This is a genomic window from Pseudonocardia sp. MH-G8 (genome assembly GCF_002262885.1).
GTDB lineage: Bacteria > Actinomycetota > Actinomycetes > Mycobacteriales > Pseudonocardiaceae > Pseudonocardia.
Genome location: NZ_NKYF01000011.1, coordinates 207364 through 227735, shown reverse-complemented (window position 1 = coordinate 227735; position 20372 = coordinate 207364). Strand labels below are relative to the sequence as shown.

Below are 20372 nucleotides of genomic sequence, written 5' to 3'. Positions count from 1 at the left end.
TGACCCGGCAGGCGGCCCCGGTCGCGTTCCGCTCAGGAACGCGGTGCAGCGCATCGTCGTCCGTCACCAGACCGACGCGAGGCTGGGGCGCACGGAGGAGAGTTGGTCACGCACGACGGGAATGCGGCAGGAGTGAAAGACTCGGTCGGCGCCGACGTCGGGTGTTCGAGGTTCATCTCGGTGAGGCGGTCGATGCGTCCGCCACCTGCCTGCGCCGGCCTTGATCACGCGGCAGTGCGGTGTGAGTCATACGTCGGACCCGCTCGCGACTGCCTTCACGCCACTCTCGCCGTCATGATCGCCAGGAGTGGTGCGAGGGCTGCAGGTCTGCTGTTCTGGCACCATTTTCGGCGATCAAGTCCTCCTCTCACATCCGCGGAACGCCGTTTTCATGATCAGATAGACCTGGGAGGGATTCGGGGAAGATTCAACACCTCTCACGTCTATCTGGTCATGAAAACACCTGTGGGCGCGCCGTCCCCGGCTCGCGGCCGCTGCCCCACGCCCCGCCCCTGGTCTTCGGCGTGGTCGGCCGCGTTCCGCTGCCCCTTTCCGTTGGCGGGGTGGTCGGGTTGGTGGAACTGCCGAATATCCGGGCTGGGTGGGCGGCCGTTCCCGGCGCGGGCCCAGGCCCGTTCGGGACGAGCCCGTCGCTGCCAGGTGGGCGCCCACCTTGCGGTGGTCCCGTTCCACACCCTTATCGATGATCATTGGCCAGAGCGAAGGTGTGTCCACCTCCCGTTCCCAGGGAGCAGGGACCTGCAGCGAAGTGGTGCGGCTCAGGTCCTGTCCCGCTGGTCAAGGCCGTTTTGAAGGGGTTCGAGAACGGCACCACAGCCAGGTGGGCACGGACCCGGCCGCCACGGGCTCGTCCGGAACAGGCCTGGGCCCGCGTCGGGGACGGCTGCCCGGTCGACCACGGTATTCGTTGCTTGTGCCCCACCCGGCCACCTTCGGCGCGGAGGTCGACCTCGGCGCCGAACCGACTGCGTGTGAGACCTGGAAATAGGGTGGAGCAGGAAGTCTCGAGTCGGGGACGGCGCGCCCACTGCAACCCGGACTACGAGGCAGAGCAGGATCGCCGCTGACACACCGACAGACGACGTTCGCGGCAAGGGGCGGCCCTCACACGTTGTTCTGTCAAGCCGATCATCTCGGCAGGCATCGTTCACTATTGCACACGGTGGGATCACCCGAACAGACCCATGCCATCGAACACCTGTTCGACTAAACTGGAGGTATGTCCGCAGTCGCCGCCGCGTACGAACACCTCCAAGAGGCGTTCGACGCATTCCGGCAGGCCGCGGAAAACCCCCTGACCTCAGACGCGGAACTGCTGTCGGTGCTCACCATCGGTGAAGGCATGTCCCGACAGCACGACCACCTCATCGTCTCCACCACTGCCGCGCTGCAACGGCGCGGCACGTTCGCCGAACGCGGCTATCGCAAACCCGAAGGCGCGTTGACCGACCTGCTGGGCTGCGACTCCTACGAAGCGCGCCGCCGGGTGGTGGCCGCGGAGCAGGCGTGCGAGCAGATCGGGATCGACGGCACCGTGCTCCCCGCCCGCCTGCCCGCCACCGGGAAGGCGTTCGCCGCCGGGCAGGCAGGGCTGCGCCACGTCGAAGTGATCGCCGCCCTGCTCAACACCCCCGAGGCCGGGCGGATCACCGACTGGCAACGCGCCGGGTTGGAAGAACAGCTGGCCGGTATGGCCGCCGAGTACTCGCCCGGACAGCTACGCAAGATCGGCACACAGCTCCTCGAAGCGCTCGACGGCGACGGCCCCGAACCTGATGACAACCCGCCGGAGCCGGTCAACCGGCTGCAGGTCCGTAAGCGTCGCGACGGGTCGGGCGGCACGATCAGCGGGCAGTTCGACGACGCGGCGATGTTCGACGCGATCGCCTCCGTGATCGACGCCAAAGCGAAGCCTCTCGGCCGCGATGATCAACGATCGACGGGGCAGCGTCAGGCCGAAGCCCTCGCCGACGCCTGCGGGTTCGTCCTCGCCCACGCCACCCTCCCCGACACCGGCGGGCGACGCCCACACCTCAACGTGCTGATCCGGCTCGAAGACCTCGAAACCCGCGCCCGCTCCGCGATGCTCGACTTCGGCGGCCGCATGAGCCCCACCTCGCTACGGATGCTGGCCTGCGACGCAGCGGTCGTACCGATCGTCATGAACGGCGCCGGGCAACCCCTCGACGTGGGGCGCTCCACCCGGGTGATCCCCGACGGGTTGCGCAGGGCGGTCACCGCCCGCGACCGTGGATGCGCGCACCCGGGCTGCGACCGGACGCCATCGTGGTGCGAAATCCACCATATCTGGGAGTGGGAGTACGGCGGCCCCACCGAACTGAACAACCTGGTGAGTTTGTGCAAGGTGCACCACCGCCTGATCCACGATTCCGGGTGGGTGGTGCGGATCCGTGACGGGTTACCCGAGTTCATCCCACCGAAATGGATCGACCCGGAACAGAAACCCCGCCGGAACCCCTGATGGCCGGGCCGACGGGAACCCGTTCCCGTCCAGCGCGCTGCCGTCGTGCGGCCGGTCCTACCCGATCCGGGTACCACAGCCCATCGACGCCGACCTGGCGGCACTGCCCGGCCACCCGAGCAGGTCACGACTGCGGGTCGGCCTCTCGGGCGCTCCGGTCAGCCACCGCACTTCGTGCCGGGACGACACCGTGGAACGCGCGGATGTGCGCATCGATACGGCCGGCGGCGAGCGCGGCGTAGATCTCCCGGTGCTCGCCGCGCAGGCGTTCACGCAGTGCGGGCCAGTCCGGTCGCTCACGCATCGGCCCCGCCGGAAACTCCTGGCGCCGCGGCGACCGGGCGCTGCTGTCGCAGGTCTCTGGGGGCCCGACCGCTCCAGCGGCGGACCGCACGCGTCAGCGCTGACTGTCCCGTCAGCCCGACCATGGCGGTGACCTGCGAGAAGGGGAGGTCGGTCTCGGTGATGAGCCGGTGAGCGGTGGTGCGGCGGACGTCGTCGAGGAGCGCGTCGAAGCTGGTGGATTCCGCGGCGAGGCGACGTTGCAGCGTGCGCGGGTGGACGGTGAGCAGGCGGGCGATCGCGGCGAGATGGATGGGCGCGGAGCCCAGGGAGCGGGCCAGCAGCAGCCGGACCTGGTCGCTCGTGCTCCGCGCGGGTTCGGTGAAGTGCGCGGCGATGTAGTCGAGGGTGATCTCCCGGAGTACCGGGTCGGCGCCGGGCAATGCGGTGGTGAGCAGCCGTGTCGGGACGCGCAGGAGCGCGCCGGGCTGCGCGAAGCGCACGTCGGCGCCGAAGTGGTCGGTGTAGCTGCTGACGGGCGCCAGTGGCGGGTGCGGGAGGTGGGCGGAGCGCAGCCCGTAGGAGCCGCCGTGCAGCAGCACGATGACCCGGTGGAACAGGCCGAGCGCGTGGTCGACGGCCTGCGCGGGCATGGGGTCGGCGTTCTCGTAGAGCAGGCCCACGACGCCCGGTGCGGACTGCGGGTCTGGCACCTGCGCGACGCGGGAGCCGGGGCTGTGGGCGAACAGGAAGCGGGTGGCGCAGTCGAGGGCGTCCCCGAGTGTCGCGGAGTTCTCCACCGCGATCGACAGCGGGCCGAGCACACCGATGTCCTGCTGCGCGGCCAGGCGCAGGCCGAGGTCCGGGCGGTGCAGCTCGCTCGCGGCCGTTTCCAGCAGCCGGCCCGCGGTGCGCGAGGGGACCAGCGCGTCGTCGTTGTCCAGCGAGTCGACCGGCACCCTCGCGCGCGCGAAGAGCCCGTCCGCGTCGCCACCCAGGCCGTGGACGAGCTGCGGGAGGCCGCGCAACGCAGCGGCCCTGACGACGGAGCTCATGTCGTCGGAAGGTAAATCGTCGACGCCGCAGTGGGGAGAGCGGGTACCCGCGGAACTCCCGCAGGACGACGGACGTCATGCAAGCCATGGACCGATCGATACGGCAGGGCCTCGACGGCGCGTTCCTCGACGGAGCGGGCGTCGCGGCCGGTCTTCTTCGCCACGCGGCGGTGGCCGATCTCTGGCGGAACGACAGCGCCCTGCCCGAGATGTCGGTCGGGGCACTCGCATGCCACCTCTCGCGCCAGATGACTCGCGCCGCGCAACTGCTGGGCGCTCCGTCGACGCTTCCCCTCCTCGCCTCGGTCGACGAGCACTACGCCCGCGCCGGCTGGGTCACCTCGACCTCGCCCCACGATCCGGCCAACGATCACACCACCGACGACTCCGAGGCCGAACTCGGGCACACCCAGATGCTCGAACGGCTCGAGAGGGACACGTCGAGCACCACTGGGCAGCTGCGGTCCGGTATGGCGCAGGAGACGATCGACATCCCGTGGCAGGGCTGGGCCCTGCGCCGGGACGACTTCCTCCACACGCGCCTGCTCGAGGTCGTCGTCCACACCACCGACCTCGCCGAGAGCCTGCAACTCCCCACGCCGGAGTTCCCCGAGCCGGCGTTCGCGCCGGTCCGCGACCTGCTCGCCCGCCTCGCCGTCCGCCGTCACGGCCAGTCCGCCGTCATCAGCACGTTGACCCGCCGCGAGCGGGCTCGCAACATCAGCGCCTTCTGAATCACGGGGCGCGCGACAGGCTGCCCCTCGATCGGCCCGGACGACGGAACTCATGTCACCCGAAGGTAAATCATTGTCGCGCAGGGGCAAGTTCGAGGTGGGTGGTGACCGGATACTCGGGGTCGTGTCCACCGAGCTGATCCCGCAGCCCCGCCCGCGACCCCTCGTCGGCAACCTGCCCGACCTCGACGGTGAGAAGGGCATCTTCGGCCTGATGGAGCTGGCCGACGAGCACGGCCCGATCTACCGCCTCGAGGTGCCGGGCGGGGACCTCGTCGTGGTCAGCTCCCAGGAGCTGGTCGACGAGCTGTGTGACGAGTCGCGGTTCGACAAGAAGCTGCACAACCCGCTGCGCAACGTGCGCGACTTCGCCGGCGACGGCCTGTTCACCGCCGAGACCGACGAGCCGAACTGGGGCGCGGCGCACCGCATCCTCATGCCGGCGTTCGGGCCGGCCGCGCTGCGGGAGATGTTCGACGGGATGACCGACATCGCCGAGCAGCTGCTGGTGAAGTGGGAGCGGCAGGGCCCCGGGCAGCGTGTCGACGTCAGCGACAACACCACCCGGCTGACGCTGGACACCATCGCGCTCTGCTCGTTCAGCTACCGCTTCAACAGCCTCTACAGCGAGCAGATGCACCCGTTCGTCGGCGCCATGGTGCGGTCGCTGGTGGAGTCGGGGGAGCGTGGGCGGCGGCTGCCGCTGCAGAACCGCTTGATGCTGCGCACCCGCCACCAGTACGACGAGGACAAGCGGCTGATGTACGAGGTGGCCGACCAGATCATCGCCGACCGCAGGCGCCGGCCGCTCCCCGACGGGCAGCACGACATCCTCGACACGATGCTCGAGGCCGCCGACCCGCGGACCGGCGAGCGGCTCTCGGACGAGAACGTGCGCTACCAGCTCGTCACGTTCCTCATCGCGGGCCACGAGACCACCAGCGGCCTGCTGACCTTCACCCTCTACGAGCTGCTGCGCAACCCCGAGATCCTCGACCGCGCCCGCGCGCACGTCGACGAGGTGCTCGGCGACCGGGCGCCCCGCTACGAGGACCTAGCGCGGTTGGGCTACCTCGACCAGGTCTTCAAGGAGAGCCTGCGGTTGTGGCCGACGGCGCCCGCGTTCGCCGTGCAGCCCTACGAGGACACCGTCATCGGCGGGCGCTACCCCGTGCGCGCGGGGCAGACGCTGCTCGTGCTCATCCCGCAGCTGCACCGCGACCCCGCGGTGTGGGGCGGGCAGGCGCAGGAGTTCGACCCGGACCGCTTCGCGTTCGACCGCGCCGCCGCGCTGCCCTCGAACGCGTGGAAGCCGTTCGGCAACGGACAGCGTTCCTGCATCGGCCGCGGGTTCGCGCTGCAGGAGGCGACGCTGTTCCTGGCCATGCTGCTGCAGCGCTTCGAGCTCACCGCCGCCGATCCGGACTACCGACTGAGCGTCAAGCAGACGCTGACCATGAAGCCCGACGGGCTGTACGTGCACGTCCGCCGCCGCGAGACGACGATCGTCCCCGCCGCCCCGTCCGAGAAGCGCGTCGCCGATCGGGAGACCACGGCCGCGGCGGCGAACGGGATCCCGATCCGGGTGCTGTACGGGTCGAACGCGGGCACGTCCGAGGCGTTCGCCCAGCGGATCGCCAACGATGCGCGGCTGCGCGGCTACACCGCCACCCTCGACAGCCTCGACGGCGCCGCCGGGCACCTGCCCACCGAGGGTGCCGTCGTCATCGTGACCTCCTCCTACGAGGGGCAGCCGCCCAACAACGCCCGCGCGTTCGTCCCGTGGGTGCAGAACCTGGCCGGGGGCGCGCTCGACGGCGTCCGGTACGCGGTGTTCGGCAACGGCAACAAGGACTGGGCCCGCACCTACCAGGCGGTGCCGAAGGCGATCGACGAGCACCTGTCGCGGGCCGGGGCGCGGCGGCTCGTCGCGCGCGGCGAGGCGAACGCCCGCGGTGACTTCTTCGGCGACTTCGAGGACTGGTACGCCGGGTTCTGGGAGCCCGTCGACGGCGAGTTCGGCCAGTCCGGCCGCGAACCGGCGCCGACGCCGCAGCTCGAGGTCGAGTTCGTCGGCGCCGTGCGCGACCCGATCCTGCGCCAGAACGGGCTCGAGCTCGGCACCGTCGTGGCCAACCGCGAGCTGGTCGACACCTCGGCCCCGGGCGCGCGCTCCAAGCGCCACATCGAGATCGCGCTGCCCGACGGGGCCGGCTACCAGGCGGGCGACTACCTGGTGGTCCTGCCGCTCAACCCGGCCGCAACCGTCGACCGCGCCCTGAACCGCTTCGACCTCGTCTACGACAGCAACGTCGTGATCCGCTCCGGCGGCGGGCGCACCTTCCTGCCCACCGACACCCCGGTGACGGCAGGGGAACTGCTGGCCAGCTACGTCGAGTTGGCCCAGCCCGCTACGCGCAAGCAGATCGAGCAGCTCGCCGACGCCACGGTCTGCCCGCCGGACAAGAAGGCCCTCGAAGCCCTCGCCGGCGACCCGGACTCCTACGCCGCCGAGGTGCTCGACAAGCGCGTGAGCGTCCTGGACCTGCTCGAGCGCTACCCGGCCTGCCAGCTCGCGTTCGCCAGCTTCCTCCAGCTACTCGGCCCGCTGACGCCGCGCCAGTACTCGATCTCGTCCTCGCCGCGGTGGAGCCCCGACCACGTCACGCTCAGCTTCGCGGTGGTCAGCGGGCCCGCCCTGTCCGGCCAGGGCATGCACGAGGGCGCGGCCTCGACCTACCTCGCCCAGGCCCGCCCCGGCACGAAGGTGGCCGTCACCGTGCGTCCCTCCAACGTGGCCTTCCACCCGCCTCAGTCGCAGGCCACGCCGATGGTGATGGTCTGCGCCGGCACCGGGATCGCCCCGTTCCGGGGATTCCTGCAGGACCGGGCACTGCGCGCGCAGGCCGACGGCGTCGCGCCCGCCCCCGCGCTGCTGTTCTTCGGCTGCGACCACCCGGGGGTCGACTACCTCTACCGCGACGAGCTGGCCGCCTGGGCCGAGGCCGGGATCGTCGAGGTGCATCCCGCCTTCTCGGCCGAGCCGGTCGACGGGATCCGCTACGTGCAGGACCGGCTGTGGGCCGACCGCGACCGCGTGGTCGAGCTCGTCCGCGACGGGGCCGTCTTCTACGTCTGCGGCGACGGCCGGCGGATGGCCCCCGCGGTCTACGAGACCTGCACCCGGATCTACCGGGAGGCCACCGGGGCCACGGCGCAGGAGGCACAGGCCTGGCTGGACGCGATGCAGCACGACCACGCCCGCTACGTCGCAGACGTGTTCGCCTGAACCGGCCTCATCGCAGCAGCGCGAGCCAGGGGTGGTCCGGTTCCGCGGCACTGATCGCGTCCCGGAGCCACTCCCGCTCGGCCGCACCGAGGACCGGGCGGGCGGCGTGCAGATCGACCACGTCCTTGGGGCGGCGGGCACGCGCCTTGTGGTGCAGCTGCACCTCGGGTGCCAGGAAGGGGACGCCGTCGGCGGTCGTGCGGACGATCTCACGGAGCGGGCGGCGCAGGCGGGGGTCGCGCCGCGACACCCAGTCCGACCCGTCCGACTCGTCGATCATCAACTGGACGCGCCACGGGGCCGTGGCGTGAGGGCGGCACCACACGTCGTGGACCTGGCCCGGCAACGGCTCGCCCCGCTCCCACGGTCGTAGCTGTCCGGGCGGGTCCGCGGCCCACAGCTCCCAGCCCGGGAGCGCGGCGTGGGCGTGGAGGTGGTCGGCCCTGAGGAGCCCGACGTCGATGTCGTCGTGGGAACGGATCGCGCGTCCCGCGGCCAGCTCGATCGCGAACCCGCCCGCGATCCACCAGGGCCCCGGGAAGTCGGCGAAGAGGGCGGCGACCTCGTGAACGCTCGCCGGGGCCCACGATCCCAACTCCGGTGCCGCCACGCCTCGCATCCTGTTGTGGGAGGTGGCGGGGCGCAACGGCATTGACCGGGAAGCCGGCCCGGAGCAGTTCGGCTCGGGTCGTCCGTGTGATAGCACATGTGCTACCCTGCCGTATGAGCGTCGTTGTTGGACTTCGTGAGCTGCGGCAACAGGCGTCCGAGCTGGTCCGTCGAGCTGAGGCCGGCGAGGAGGTCACGATCACCGTTGCCGGCCGACCGAGCGTCCGACTGGTGCCGGCCGTTCCGCGATCCTGGCGCAGCTACTCCGAGATCGCGCACGTGTTCGAGGGCCCCGCCGACGCGGAGTGGACCGCCGATCGCGACCGGGTCGACGATGCCCTCCGCGAACCGCGGACGGCGACGTGAGGGCTGTACTGGACACCAACCTCGTCATAGCCACCGATGTCCCGCAGATCGGCGGGGAGCTGGCCATCAGCGCAGTGACCGTGGCTGAACTGCACTTCGGTGTTCTCGTCGCGCGGGAACCCGCCGTGCGGGCGGAGCGTCTGCGGCGTCTCAGCGTGCTGCAGCGGACGTTCGACCCGCTGCCGGTCGACGACGCCGTCGCGGCCAGCTACGGACAGCTCGCTTCCGCGGTGGTCGCTGCGGGGCGCCAACCGCGGGCGCGCACGATGGACCTCCTGATCGCGGCAACCGCCCACGCCCATTCAGCGCGGCTCTACACCCGCAACATCGACGACTTCGTCGGCATCACAGATCTGGTCGACGTCGTCGCGGTCTGAGCGGTGGGCCGACGTCAGGCGATCAGATAGCCGCCGTCGACGCCGACGACCTGGCCGGTCACCCACCGCGTCGGATCGGCCAGCGCGCGGATCCAGGGCGCCACGTCCTCGGGCCGGCCCCGTCGGCCCAGCGGGATGCGGGCGCGCTCGTCGGCCTCGAGCTGCGCGATCTCGTCGGGGGACAGGCCCATGGCCGTCAGCGCTCCGCTCTCGGTGGGGCCGGGCGCGACCGCGTTGACCCGGACGCCGTGCGCGGCGAGCTCGAGGGCCCAGCTGCGGGTGAGCTGCTCGAGGGCGGCTTTCGTCGCGCCGTACACACTGATGCCGGGAGCCGGCTTGGCTCCGAACGTGCTGGACACGTTGACGATGCTGCCGCCGTCCGCGCGCAGGTGCGGGAGGGCGGCCTGGGTCAGCAGCACGGGCCCGAGGACGTTGGTGGCCCACATCAACGCCGCGTCCTCGGACGTGATGTCGCCCAGCGCGGCGGGCCGGCCCAGACCGGCGTTGTTGACCAGGACGTCGAGGCGTCCTCGCTCGACGAGCGCCGCGTCGATGATCGTCGCGACGTCCTCGGACCTGCCGACGTCGGCGACGTGGGGGCGGATGCCGGGGTGGTGGCCCGCGGTGGCGGCGAGCGCGTCGGCCCGCCGGCCCACCACGAGAACATCCGCCCCGCGCTCGGCCAGGTCGATGGCCACCGCGCGGCCGATGCCCGACCCGCCCCCGGTGACCACGGCGGTGCGCTCGGACCACTTGCTTTCGGAATCTTCGATCATGTCGTGGACGCTAGGTACTGACACGGGTGTCAAGGTCAAGGACGGAGACGGGCGGATGCTGATCGGTGAGCTCTCACGGCGGAGCGGGGTGAGCCGGCGGTCCCTGCGCTACTACGAGCAGCAGGGGCTGCTGAGGTCGCGCCGCACCGCGAACGGGTGGCGCGAGTACGACGAGGCTGCCGAGCGCCGGGCGCGTGGCGTCGCCGAGATGCTCGCGGCCGGGCTGACGCTCGAAGGCGTGAAGGAGCTCGAGCCGTGCCTGGACATGGACGGCCTTGCCGCCTGCGACGACCCCGGCCTCGCGCTGGAGACCTACCGCGCGCGGCTCGCGGTCGTCGAGCAGCGGATGACCGCGCTGCGCCACCACCGCGACGAGCTCGCGCGGCGGGTCGACGAGCTCAGCGGCCGCTGACGCGCCGCCCGAAAACGCGCGGAGTGACGTCAGGGGTCGGCGCCGTGATCGTCACGTCCGTGCATCTGCCAGGGTTCGGTCGAGTACCAGGACCAGCATCGCTACTGCGCCCAGTACCCAGCCCCATACCGGTCGCTCGGCGAGTACGAGCAGTGCTGCCCCGATCAGGAACACGCCGAGCTGGAAGGCGAACAGGGCCGGGTCGGTGAGGCGGTTGCCCGAGGTCGGTGCGGCCCATACCGCCCACAGGCCGATGACCGCCAGGGGCAGGATGCCCGCGAGCACCCACCTCCACGGGCCCGCGCCGACGTGCCAGCCCCACACCCCGAACGCCGCCCAGGCCACGAGCTCGACGGCGAACAGCACGACATCGTTGACGGTCTTGACCACTGGCACTCGACGAGTCTCGCGTACCGACCCTCGGCCCGGGCCGGACATGGGTGTGGCCCTCCTCCGGCCGCGTGCACACGGCCGGAGAAGGGCCACGGATCGCCTGTTCAGGCAGGGGGTCCCTGATCTCCGATCAGGAGAACATGCCCGTGAGCGAGGACAGCCAGCCGCCCGCGCTCGAGCCGGAGGCCGTCGAGATCGACGTCTCGGCGGCGTTGGGGCCGCTGGTGTCGGTCCAGTCCTCGGTCTCCTCCGCCCCGTCCTTCAGCGGCACGACCAGGGCGCCCAGCTTGCCGAGGTCGGCGTCGGCGGGAGCGTCGGGCGAGATCTGGAACGGCGTGGACGACTCCAGCGACTCGCCGGCGCCGAGCTTGCCCTCGGGTCCGCTGATGTTGCAGCTGACCAGGGTGCCGCCCTCGTTGTTCTCGCCCGTCTCCTGGCAGTTCGAGGCCGGCGCGAAGCTGACGTACTCCGGCAGCGACATGTTGAGCAGCATGCCGTCGGTCGCCTTGTCGCTGACGTTGGTGAGCGTGTACTCCACGTCGACCGTGCTGCCCGGCGCGGCGGCGGCCGGCTCGGACAGCGTCAGCTCGAGGTCCGGCGAGTCGTTGTCGGCGAATGCCGGACCCGCGAGCACGCCGAAGCTCACGACGGCGGTCGTGGCCACGACGGCGATCCGTCCGGTGTGACGGATGGTGGAACGCATACTTTCTCCCCGCTCTGTGGATCTGCAACTGTCAGGCGCAGCCCACCGCCGGTCGCCCGGCGTCGTGTCAGACACGATTCCCTCCTGGAGCCGCCTACCTTGTGTCACCGCAAGCCCGCCCACGACTACCTCTGGCAGCCGTTCGGACGAGCCCCCGAGTCCGTTGGTGACAGTCGGTCAACGATGCCGACGCGGCTGGGTAACGTTAAAGTTCTTTCTTCCTCGGTGGCAGCGGTCACCGTGCGGCCCCACGCTCATCCGCCCGGGACGGCCTCCGTGACGGCCGAGAGCTCCGGGACGGCGATCTCGAGCGCATAAGGCAAGCTCAGCGGGCTGCCGAAGCCGAGGGCGCCGTTGAACTCGGAGGCGAAAGTGCCGGTGAAGTAGGTGCGGCCCTCGCTCACGACGGGGACCTGGGCGAACACCGGGTTCGCGAGCATCGCGTCCTCCTCGGCCCCCAAGACGACCAGGACGTCCTCGTCGAGCACGCCGAACTGCTCCGGAGAGACCGCACCCGTGTGCGTGGAGTTGACGAAACCCAGGTCGGTGAAGAACTGGGCGCGCAGGTCGGTCGGCTCGAGGACGTAGGTGGTGGCGGTCTCCTGGGCGAGGGCGACGGCGATCGTCTTCCCGGCGAAGGACGGGTGTGCGGCCGACGCGTCGGCGAACCGCTGCTCGACCGAGGCGACCAGCTGCTCCGCCTCGCCGGGCTTGCCCAGCGCCTGCCCGGTGATGCGGGTCTGCTCCTGCCAGGTGGTCGTCGTCTCCGCCGAGGGCGCCGCCACGGTGGGTGCGAGCTGCGAGAGCTTGTCGTAGTCGGACCGGTCCATGAAGGAGTACACCCCCATGATCAGGTCGGGCTGCAGCTGGGCGATCTTCTCGAAGTCGATCTCGTTGCCGCCGACCTTCTCGGGCGGAGGGCCGGTGATCAGGTCACGTGCCCAGGCCCTGGTGTCCTCGTCGAAGCTGCCGATGAAGTCGCGCACCCCGACCGGCTGCGCACCGAGGGCGAGCACGAAGTCTGCTTCGTTGAACCCGAGCGCCACGACCCGCTGGGGCGGCTGCTCGATCGTCGTCGTACCGAAGGCGTGCTCGATCGTCACCGGGAAGCCGGGCGCAGAACCCGCGGCGGGCGCAGCGGGCTCCGTGGGCTCGGTTCCGGCGCCACAGGCGGCCAGCACGGCGACGGCCGCGGCTGCGGCGATCGCGGTGGACACGGCCCGGACCCGGCCGCGCCACGAACGGCGCCCAGGAGTCGTCATCGTCGTTCTCGGCTTTCAGCAGGCGTGCCGAGGCGGGCCCGGGCACGGAGGGAGCAAGGCAGGTGAGGCTTACCTGACCGTTGGGAAGGTCGTCAAGGTTCCCGCAGGGTCCTGCCGTCATGGTCACAGCGGAGCGACCAGCTCCGTGATCCGCCGCGCCCGGTCCACGACCGCGGGGTGGTCGAGCCCGAAACCACGCGGCGGGCCGAGCCAGCGCGACAGCTGCCGCAGCCCCAGCAGGACGGCACTGCGCAGGATGGTCTCGGCGTGGTCGGCCGGCAGTGGCCGGACCTGCTGGTATCCGCGCAGCACCGCGGGCAGGAGCGCGACGGGCAGGGTCTCGCGGTCGTGCAGCAGGAAGTGCCCGAGGTCGAACAGCGGCTCGGTCCCGCGGATCTCGCCGAAGTCGATGAGCCCGGTGTAGCGGCCGTCGGCGCAGAAGATCGGGGTGACGTCGAAGTCCCCGTGCGCCAGTGCTGCGCGGGCCGGCGGCCGGGCGCGCTCGCGCTCGAGCAGGCCTTCCACGGCCTCCAGGTCCCGACCGTCGAACAGCGACTCGAGCGGTCCCGGCCACCGCTGTGGCAGGTGTGACATCACGAAGGTGGCATGGCGGGAGTGCTCGGCGCGCAGCGGCCACCCCGGACCGTGCCGGCGGACGAACCCGTACCCGTCCACCGCTACCGCGTTGAGCAGGGCGAGATCACGTCCCGCATCCTCGGCGACGGTGGCCGCGACGGCAGGATCGGAGACGTCGGCCAGTGACGTCCCGGGCACCTCGGTCGTGATCAGGACCGAGCGGCCGATGCCGGCGTCGAGCGGCTCGACGTGGACGACGTCGGCGACGCGGACACCGAGGCCCCGCAGCCGATCGTGGAGCTCCGCCTCGGTGCGCAGGTCCTCGCCGGGCTCCTCCGCGACGCGCAGGTAGAACGTGTCGGTTCCGCGGAACACCCGGTAGACCTGGGTGGAGACGCCGTCAGGGGTGCGGGCGAACGCCGGCGTGCAGCCGAAGACCCGCCGCAGCAGCGCGGCCGTGGCCGCGGCGTCGACATCGGGCTTGCGTTCCAGGTCGTCCTCCCGGACTCGTCCCGCGGACGCTAGCGCATCGCGCACGTGCGTTCGCGGGCTTTGATCGTGTGGAGGTGCGCGGTGTGCCACGCCCGGGGCCTCGCTGCGGGTCGGGAGGCAGCGAGCGGTGATCGATCTGATCAGTACCTGGGTGCGGGCGCGGCGACCGTGGCGTACTTGTCGGAGTGATCAGGGTCGGGTGATCGGTCCGAGGAGTGCGTGGGTGCTGTCGCGGCGACGTCAGGTGCTTCTCGCAACGATCACCACCCGCATCCGCGGGGCGAACCTCGTGTTGCCACCGCGTTGGCGGAGGCCGGCCCGAGCCGGTGCCGGTTCGCCTATCCGGCCGTCAGGAAGCCCCGGTAGCCGTCCGCGGCGATCTCGTCGCAGATCGCCCGGTACGCGCCGACCCCGCCGATGTAGGGCAGGAACACACGCGGTTTGCCGGGGACGTTGGAGCCGAGGTACCAGGAGTTCGCGAGCGGGTAGAGGGTGGAGGCGCCGACCTCGGCGACGTGCTCGACCCACGTCCGCTGCGCCTCGGGGGTCGGTTCGATGGTGGCGCCGTCGAGTCGGCGCAGGCACTCGGTGATCCAGTCGACGTGCTGCTCGATCGACACCATCATGTTGCTCAGCACCGACGGGCTCCCGGGCCCGGTGATCGTGAAGAGGTTCGGGAAGCCGGCGACGCCGAGGCCGAGGTAGGTGCGCGGGCCCGCCGCCCACTCGTCGGCCAGCCGGACGCCGTCACGGCCGCGGATGTCGATCGCGAGCAGGGCCCCGGTCATGGCGTCGAAGCCGGTGGCGAGCACGAGGTCGTCGACCTCGACCGTCTCCTCGGTCGTCCGCACGCCGTGCGCCGTGAACTCGAGGATCGGCGTCTTGCGGACGTCGACGAGCCGGACGTGCGGCAGGTTGAAGGTCTCGAAGTACCCGGTGTCCAGGCACGGCCGCTTGGTGCCGAAGGGGTGGTCGTCCGGGGCGAGGGCAAGCGCCGTGTCCGGGTCGTGGACGGTCTCGCGGATCTTGTCGCGGATGAAGTCGGCGACGGTGTCGTTCGCCGCCAGGTCGATGCCGAGGTCGGCGTAGGTGCGTCGCAGCGCGCCCAGGCTGCCCTCCGCCCACGCGCCCTCGAAGGCGGCCTGCCGTTCCTCGGGCGTGGCGTCCAGGGCGTTGCCCTCCGGGACCGCGCCGAGCAGGCCGGCCGCGGACTCCCGGGCCTCCGCGCGGTACCTGCGGTAGTCGGCCTTCCGCGCGGCCTGGGCCGCCGGGTCCATCGGCGCGTTGTGCGCGGGGACGACGTAGTTCGCCGTGCGCTGGAAGACGGTGAGCTCCGCGGCCTGCGCCGCGATCAGCGGGACCGACTGCACGCCGGACGAACCCGTGCCCACCACGGCGACGCGCCGGCCCGAGAAGTCGACTCCCTCGTGCGGCCACCGGGCGGTCGAGTGGATCGGCCCGGCGAACTCGTCGAGGCCGGGGATCTCGAGGTCCTTCGGCTTCGACAGGCAGCCGGTGGCGAAGATGCAGTACCGCGCGGCGACGGTCTCGCCGCGGCTGGTCGTGACCTCCCAGCGCTCGCCGTTCCACACGGCCGCCTCGACCCGGGTGTTTAGCTCGACGTCGCGGCGCAGGTCGAACCGGTCGGCGACGTGCTCGACGTAGCGCAGGATCTCCGGCTGGGCCGGGTAGCGCTCGGTCCACTCCCACTCCTGCTCGAGCTCCTCGGAGAACGAGTAGGAGTACTCCAGGCTCTCGACGTCGCAGCGCGCGCCCGGGTAGCGGTTCCAGTACCAGGTGCCGCCGATCCCGCTGCCCGCCTCGAACACCCGCGAGGTGAGACCGAGCTCGCGCAGCCGGTGGAGCTGGTAGAGACCGGCCAGACCGGCGCCGACGACCACGACGTCCGGGCTGCTGGGTCGGGTGCGGGAACTGAACGACGTCATCGTCACCTCAGCGTCTCCGGGTCCGGGCACTTCCCTGCAACGTACGTCAGCTGGGGCCCGGTCGACCAGGGCGTCGAGCGGACGCGCAACGCGAGCGCCTCGGATCTCGCCGCCCGGGACCGGAGCGAGACCTGCGTCATCGGAGCCTGGACACCCGCGCGGAACTCAGGTTAGCGTCGCCTCAGTAGAAGTGAGGGAGGTCTACGTGGGCTTGCGACTCCCGATCGGGGACGTCACCGTGCTGCTGGGGCCGGCGCTCGCCCGGCTCCGGGTGATGGCGCAGCTGGACGAGGGCACTGCCCGCACGCCGGGAAACGCCGCCGTCGGCGTCCTGCGGCTGGTGGCCGGCCCGGACGACCCGGTCGCGGACCGGTTGGAGACCCTCGACGCGGCCGGCCGCGGTGCCGCCACCATCGTGCTCGTCGACCGCTTCACCGACGGGCTGGCCGCCCACGAGCGTGCCGCGCTGCTGCGCCGGCTGCACGCGGTGGCCGACGGGCGCGCCGTGCTCGTGAACGACCGCGACCCGGTGGCCGCCCTGGCGGCAGCCGACGGCGCGCTGCGCGTCGACCGGACGGGCACGCTGTCCTACGAACCCGTCGGGGAGCTGGACTACCTGGCCTCGTAGGTCAGGCAGTCGGCCACGTCGGTGCCGGCGCCGATGTCCACCGACGGGGCGGTGCATTCGAGCTTGTCGTTGAAGCGGCAGTCGGAGCGGTGGCACGCGCCCACGAGCCCGTTGCGGTCGGTCCCGGCGCGGAACGAGATCTCCACGAAGGTGCCGCAGTGGGCGTGGTCGCCGCCGATGGTGATGGCGCCGGCGTGGCAGCTGGAGGAATCGTTGTACGAGCAGCTCGTGGCCGAGCAGCTGTGCACCTGGGGAAGGTCCTGGACGGAAGTCATGCGGGCAGTCTGGGCGGTTCCGGGTGGCCCCGCCAGGCAACAGAGGCTTGCTTGACCGGCGCCAAGTGTGCCCTGAACAGTACGCGTGACCTGCGGTGATGCTCATCGGCTCGGTGATCGGCCCTCATGCAAGTGCGGCCGATCCGGTGAATCTTGGGCCGCGGCGGCACGCGCCCGCGACATGACTCCGGGGAGCCGACCTGACGAGCCGACGGGTCACCCGGCCTGCGCGGACGGGAAGCGCGGCTCCCGCTTCTCCCGCAGCGCCGCGACACCCTCGAGCACGTCGGGCCCCATGAAGCAGAGCATCTCGTAGGCCGCGGACTGGTCGAAGGCCGGTCCGGCGGCGCGCAGCCAGCTGTTGAGGGACCGCTTGGTGAGCCGGATGGCCTGCTGGGAGCCGGTGGCGAGGACCTGCGCCACCCGCAGGGACTCGGCGAGCACCTGGTCGCGCGGCAGCGCCTTGGCGACCATTCCCAGCCGCTCGGCCTCGGCGCCGGTGAGCATCTCGCCGGTGAGCAGGTAGTAGCGGGCCTTCGCCATGCCGGCCAGCAGCGGCCAGATGATCGCGGCGTGGTCGCCGGCGGCGACGCCCAGCTTGACGTGCCCGTCGCCGAGCTTGGCGTCCTCGGCGCAGATCGCGATGTCGGCCAGCAGGGCCACCACGATGCCGGCGCCGACGGCGACGCCGTTGATGGCGGACACGATCGGCTTCTCGCAGTTGATGATGTTGTAGACGAGGTCGCTCATCTCGGTGAGCATGTGCGAGACGCGGTCGTGGTCGCCCGCCATGCGCTCGACCATCGCCAGGTCGCCACCCGCGGAGAACGCCTTGCCGGCGCCGGTCACGACGGCGACGCGTGTCTGGCGGTCCGCGGAGACGTCGCGCCACACGCGGGCCAGCTCGCCGTGCAGCTGCTCGTCGGTGGCGTTGTACTTGTCGGGCCGGTTGATGGTGATCAGCAGGACGCCGTTGTCGTGGCGCTCGAAGTTCAGCTGCTGGTAGTCGTCCAGGCTCATGGCGGGCTCCTCGTGGGTGGGTCGGGTCCGGGCGCTGCCCGTTCAGCTCATGGTCAGGCCGCCGCTGACGCTGACGGTCTGGCCGGTGATGTAGGCGGCCTCGTCGGAGGCGAGGAACGCGACCGCGTTGGCGACGTCGCCGGGCTCGGCGAGCCGCCGGAACGGGATCGCCTTGACCAGCGCCTCGCGCAGCTTCGGCCCGGCGAAGGAGGCGAACAGCGCGGTGTCGGCCGGGCCGGGGCACACGCAGTTGACGTTCACGTGAGCGCGGGCCAGCTCGCGGGCGGTGGACTTGGTGAACGCGATGACGCCGCCCTTGGCCGCGGAGTACACCGCCTCGCCGGACGAGCCGACGCGCCCCGCGTCCGAGGCGATGTTGACGACGGACCCGTGGCCCTGCTCGGCCATCAGCGGCAGCACCGACTTCGACGTGTGGAGCACGCCGTAGAGGTTGATCGCGATGAGCCGGTCCCAGTCGGCGGGATCGGAGTCGACGAAGGGGCCCGCCTTGTCCCAGCCCGCGTTGTTGACCAGCACGTCGATCCGGCCGAACCGCTCGCGCGCCTGGGCGACCATCGCCGTCACCGACGTGGGGTCGGTGACGTCGGCGGGCACGGCGACGCCGCCGACCGCGTCGGCGGTCTCGGTGGCGGTGGCCTCGTTGACGTCGGAGACGACGACGGTGGCGCCCTCCGCGGCGAGCTTCTCGGCGATGGCACGGCCGATGCCCTGACCGGCCCCGGTGACGATGGCGATCTTCTCGTCGAGCTTTCCCACGGTCTTCCTCCCTACGGCGCGAGCTCGCGGCCCAGCTTCTGCCGGGCGATCACGAGCTTCATGATCTGAGCGGTGCCGTCCCCGATCTGCAGGCCGAGCACGTCGCGGAGCCGCTGCTCGATCGGCAGCTCGGTGCGGTAGCCGTACTGGCCGTGCAGCAGCAGGCACTGGGTGATCACGTCGTACGCGGTCTTCGGGGCCCACCACTTGCACATCGCGGCGTCCGCGGTGTGCGCAGCACCGGCATCGCCCCGCCACAACGTCTGCAGGCACAGCAGCCGGGCCGCGGCCAGCAGCGTCTCCGCCTCGGCCAGCGGGAACGCCACGCCCTGGTTCGTGCTCAACGGCCGGTCGAAGGCCTCGCGGCCCGCGACGTGGCGCCAGGTCTCGTCCACGGTCTGCTGGGCGGCGCCCACGCACTGCAGGCCGATCAGCGCGCGGCTGAAGTCGAAGCCGCGCATCACCTGGCTGAAGCCGCGGCCCTGCTCGCCGAGCAGGTGGTCCGCGGGAATCCGGACTCCCTCCAGGTGCGCCGCGCCGCGCCCGACCGCCGTCGTGCCCATGTCGGAGTAGAGCTCCCGGCGCACCCCGGGCAGGTCGAGCGGTACGAGGAACGCGCTGATGTCGCGCCCCCGCTGCACCGACGGCCCGCTGCGGGCGAAGACCACGACCGCGGAGGCGTCGCGGGCGAAGGACAGCGACTTGACCCCGTCCAACACCCAGTGGTCGCCGTCGCGCACGGCCGAGAGCCGGGGCATGCCGGCGTCCGAGCCCGCGTGCGGCTCGGTCAGCCCGATCCCGACGATCTCCTCACCCCGGCAGATCTGCGGCACCCACCGCGCGGCGATCTCCGGGGTGGCGTGAGTCGCCAGGATCTGACCGACGAGGGAGCCCACGACCTGCAGGTAGGCCACGTTGATGTCGCCGCGGGCGATCTGCTCGGTGATCACACCGGAGGTGACCCGGTCCGCGCCGGCGCCCCCCAGCTCGGTGGGCAGCTCGGGTGCGATCAGGCCCGACCGTCCGATCTCGCGCCGCAGTTCCGGCTCGATCCGGCCCGCGGCCTCGCGATCCCGGTAGCCCGGGAGCAGGTGGTCCTCGGCGAGGGAGCGGGCGCGGTTGCGGAACGCGCGCTGCGCTGCGGTGAGTGCGAAATCCATGGCCGCCTCCCGTCGACGTTGACCACAGTGACGAAGTTCGACTCAAGGGTCAATAGCCTGGGTAGGTATTTGACTTGCGGGTCAGATGTGCGTGACACTGAGCTGATGAGGGCGACGTCCGTGGACGAAGCGGTCGGCCGCGTGCAGCGCAAGCGCGGGCGCCGCATCCAGCAGATCCTCACCACCGCCGCCGAGCTCTTCGGCGAGCACGGCTACGACGCTGTCAGCCTCGAGGACGTCGCCGATGCCCTCGACGTCACGAAGGGCTCGCTCTACTACTACTTCGCCAGCAAGGACGAGCTGGCCACCGCGGCTATCGAGACGCTGGGCAACGACTGGACCGACCGGCTCGAGCGGCTGCGCGCGGCGCAGGGCGGCCCACCGGCCGAGCGCCTGCGGGAGCTGGTCCGCGCTCACGTGGCGATCGCCGTGAACGAGTACCCGGCGGCTCTGCGGATGTTCCTGGTGCCCGGCACGTGGCCCCACGCGCAGCGCACTCGCATCAAGGAGCTGCGCCGTCGGCACGACCAGGTGTTCCGGACCGTGCTCACCGAGGGCGTGGAGTCGGGCGACTTCGCGACCGTCGGCGTCGACGTCACCCTGCAGATCATGCACACCGCGATGAGCCAGGCGCCGTCGTGGTGCGCGGAGCGTGCGCCGGGGGAGCGGGACCAGGCACTCGACGAGCTCGCCGGCGCGTTGATGAAGCTCGTGGCGCGGTGATCGGGTTTCGGGAG

21 protein-coding genes are annotated in these 20372 nt (G+C 71.4%); 8 read left to right on the top strand and 13 right to left on the bottom strand.

Annotation, left to right across the window (positions count from 1 at the left end):
- The first annotated feature begins 1240 nt into the window (after positions 1-1240).
- Entirely contained in the window at positions 1241-2503 is a 1263-nt protein-coding gene (locus tag CFP66_RS24735; RefSeq protein WP_094927533.1) for an HNH endonuclease signature motif containing protein, read from the top strand.
- A gap of 124 nt (positions 2504-2627) precedes the next feature.
- On the opposite strand, the gene CFP66_RS24730 is transcribed toward CFP66_RS24735, so the two are convergent.
- Complete coding sequence (locus CFP66_RS24730; RefSeq protein ID WP_198961644.1) at positions 2628-2807, bottom strand: hypothetical protein; 180 nt, start codon at positions 2805-2807, stop codon at positions 2628-2630.
- Positions 2800-3840, bottom strand: a complete 1041-nt coding sequence (locus CFP66_RS24725; protein ID WP_094927532.1) for an AraC family transcriptional regulator — start codon at positions 3838-3840, stop codon at positions 2800-2802. Before CFP66_RS24725 ends, CFP66_RS24730 begins: the two co-directional genes overlap by 8 nt.
- Before the next feature lie 86 nt (positions 3841-3926).
- Between CFP66_RS24725 and CFP66_RS24720 the strand changes: the two genes are divergently transcribed.
- Together CFP66_RS24720 and CFP66_RS24715 are read left to right on the top strand one after the other, a co-directional pair.
- Positions 3927-4574: a maleylpyruvate isomerase N-terminal domain-containing protein gene (locus CFP66_RS24720; protein WP_158228202.1), complete on the top strand. Its 648-nt coding sequence runs from the start codon at positions 3927-3929 to the stop codon at positions 4572-4574.
- 124 nt (positions 4575-4698) lie between these two features.
- Entirely contained in the window at positions 4699-7863 is a 3165-nt protein-coding gene (locus CFP66_RS24715; RefSeq protein WP_198961643.1) for a bifunctional cytochrome P450/NADPH--P450 reductase, read from the top strand.
- Between the two features lie 7 nt (positions 7864-7870).
- Here the strand turns inward: CFP66_RS24715 and CFP66_RS24710 are convergent, their stop codons facing one another.
- On the bottom strand, positions 7871-8473 hold the full coding sequence (locus tag CFP66_RS24710) for a nucleotidyltransferase domain-containing protein (protein ID WP_233159689.1): 603 nt from the start codon (positions 8471-8473) through the stop codon (positions 7871-7873).
- A gap of 113 nt (positions 8474-8586) precedes the next feature.
- Here CFP66_RS24710 and CFP66_RS24705 point away from each other — a divergent pair, with 113 nt between their 5' ends.
- Positions 8587-8838, top strand: coding sequence for a type II toxin-antitoxin system Phd/YefM family antitoxin (locus CFP66_RS24705; protein ID WP_094927528.1), 252 nt, complete (start codon positions 8587-8589; stop codon positions 8836-8838).
- Positions 8835-9215: a type II toxin-antitoxin system VapC family toxin gene (locus CFP66_RS24700; protein ID WP_094927527.1), complete on the top strand. Its 381-nt coding sequence runs from the start codon at positions 8835-8837 to the stop codon at positions 9213-9215. Before CFP66_RS24705 ends, CFP66_RS24700 begins: the two co-directional genes overlap by 4 nt.
- Before the next feature lie 14 nt (positions 9216-9229).
- Here CFP66_RS24700 and CFP66_RS24695 read toward each other — a convergent pair whose 3' ends face one another.
- Entirely contained in the window at positions 9230-9991 is a 762-nt protein-coding gene (locus CFP66_RS24695) for an SDR family NAD(P)-dependent oxidoreductase (protein WP_094927526.1), read from the bottom strand.
- On the opposite strand from CFP66_RS24695, the gene CFP66_RS24690 reads away from it, so the two are divergent.
- Positions 9906-10403, top strand: coding sequence for a MerR family transcriptional regulator (locus CFP66_RS24690; RefSeq protein WP_369805151.1), 498 nt, complete (start codon positions 9906-9908; stop codon positions 10401-10403). The two genes, CFP66_RS24695 and CFP66_RS24690, sit on opposite strands and share 86 nt — an antisense overlap.
- A gap of 51 nt (positions 10404-10454) precedes the next feature.
- Here the strand turns inward: CFP66_RS24690 and CFP66_RS24685 are convergent, their stop codons facing one another.
- From CFP66_RS24685 to CFP66_RS24665, 5 genes are all read right to left on the bottom strand, one after another.
- The gene (locus CFP66_RS24685; protein ID WP_158228201.1) at positions 10455-10799 is read right to left on the bottom strand and encodes a YrdB family protein; all 345 of its coding nucleotides are present in this window, start codon (positions 10797-10799) and stop codon (positions 10455-10457) included.
- Positions 10800-10926: 127 nt separating this feature from the next.
- The gene (locus CFP66_RS24680) at positions 10927-11499 is read right to left on the bottom strand and encodes a hypothetical protein (RefSeq protein ID WP_094927523.1); all 573 of its coding nucleotides are present in this window, start codon (positions 11497-11499) and stop codon (positions 10927-10929) included.
- Positions 11500-11753: 254 nt separating this feature from the next.
- Complete coding sequence (locus CFP66_RS24675; RefSeq protein WP_233159687.1) at positions 11754-12716, bottom strand: iron-siderophore ABC transporter substrate-binding protein; 963 nt, start codon at positions 12714-12716, stop codon at positions 11754-11756.
- Positions 12717-12884: 168 nt separating this feature from the next.
- Positions 12885-13874 (bottom strand): aminoglycoside phosphotransferase family protein, encoded by a 990-nt coding sequence (locus tag CFP66_RS24670; protein ID WP_158228200.1) that lies wholly within the window; start codon positions 13872-13874, stop codon positions 12885-12887.
- Between the two features lie 293 nt (positions 13875-14167).
- Entirely contained in the window at positions 14168-15775 is a 1608-nt protein-coding gene (locus CFP66_RS24665) for an NAD(P)/FAD-dependent oxidoreductase (protein WP_094927520.1), read from the bottom strand.
- Positions 15776-15980: 205 nt separating this feature from the next.
- Between CFP66_RS24665 and CFP66_RS24660 the strand changes: the two genes are divergently transcribed.
- Positions 15981-16403, top strand: coding sequence for a hypothetical protein (locus CFP66_RS24660; RefSeq protein ID WP_094927567.1), 423 nt, complete (start codon positions 15981-15983; stop codon positions 16401-16403).
- Here CFP66_RS24660 and CFP66_RS24655 read toward each other — a convergent pair.
- The 4 genes from CFP66_RS24655 to CFP66_RS24640 form a co-directional block, all read right to left on the bottom strand.
- Positions 16388-16678 (bottom strand): DUF1540 domain-containing protein, encoded by a 291-nt coding sequence (locus CFP66_RS24655; RefSeq protein ID WP_094927519.1) that lies wholly within the window; start codon positions 16676-16678, stop codon positions 16388-16390. The two genes, CFP66_RS24660 and CFP66_RS24655, sit on opposite strands and share 16 nt — an antisense overlap.
- Before the next feature lie 216 nt (positions 16679-16894).
- Complete coding sequence (locus CFP66_RS24650) at positions 16895-17698, bottom strand: enoyl-CoA hydratase/isomerase family protein (RefSeq protein WP_094927518.1); 804 nt, start codon at positions 17696-17698, stop codon at positions 16895-16897.
- Between the two features lie 42 nt (positions 17699-17740).
- Positions 17741-18475 carry an SDR family NAD(P)-dependent oxidoreductase gene (locus tag CFP66_RS24645; RefSeq protein WP_094927517.1) on the bottom strand — a complete coding sequence of 245 codons (735 nt, stop codon included), beginning with the start codon at positions 18473-18475 and terminating at the stop codon, positions 17741-17743.
- A gap of 11 nt (positions 18476-18486) precedes the next feature.
- Positions 18487-19635: an acyl-CoA dehydrogenase family protein gene (locus CFP66_RS24640; protein WP_094927516.1), complete on the bottom strand. Its 1149-nt coding sequence runs from the start codon at positions 19633-19635 to the stop codon at positions 18487-18489.
- Positions 19636-19740: 105 nt separating this feature from the next.
- Here CFP66_RS24640 and CFP66_RS24635 point away from each other — a divergent pair, with 105 nt between their 5' ends.
- Positions 19741-20358, top strand: a complete 618-nt coding sequence (locus tag CFP66_RS24635; protein WP_094927515.1) for a TetR/AcrR family transcriptional regulator — start codon at positions 19741-19743, stop codon at positions 20356-20358.
- The last annotated feature ends 14 nt before the right edge of the window (positions 20359-20372 follow it).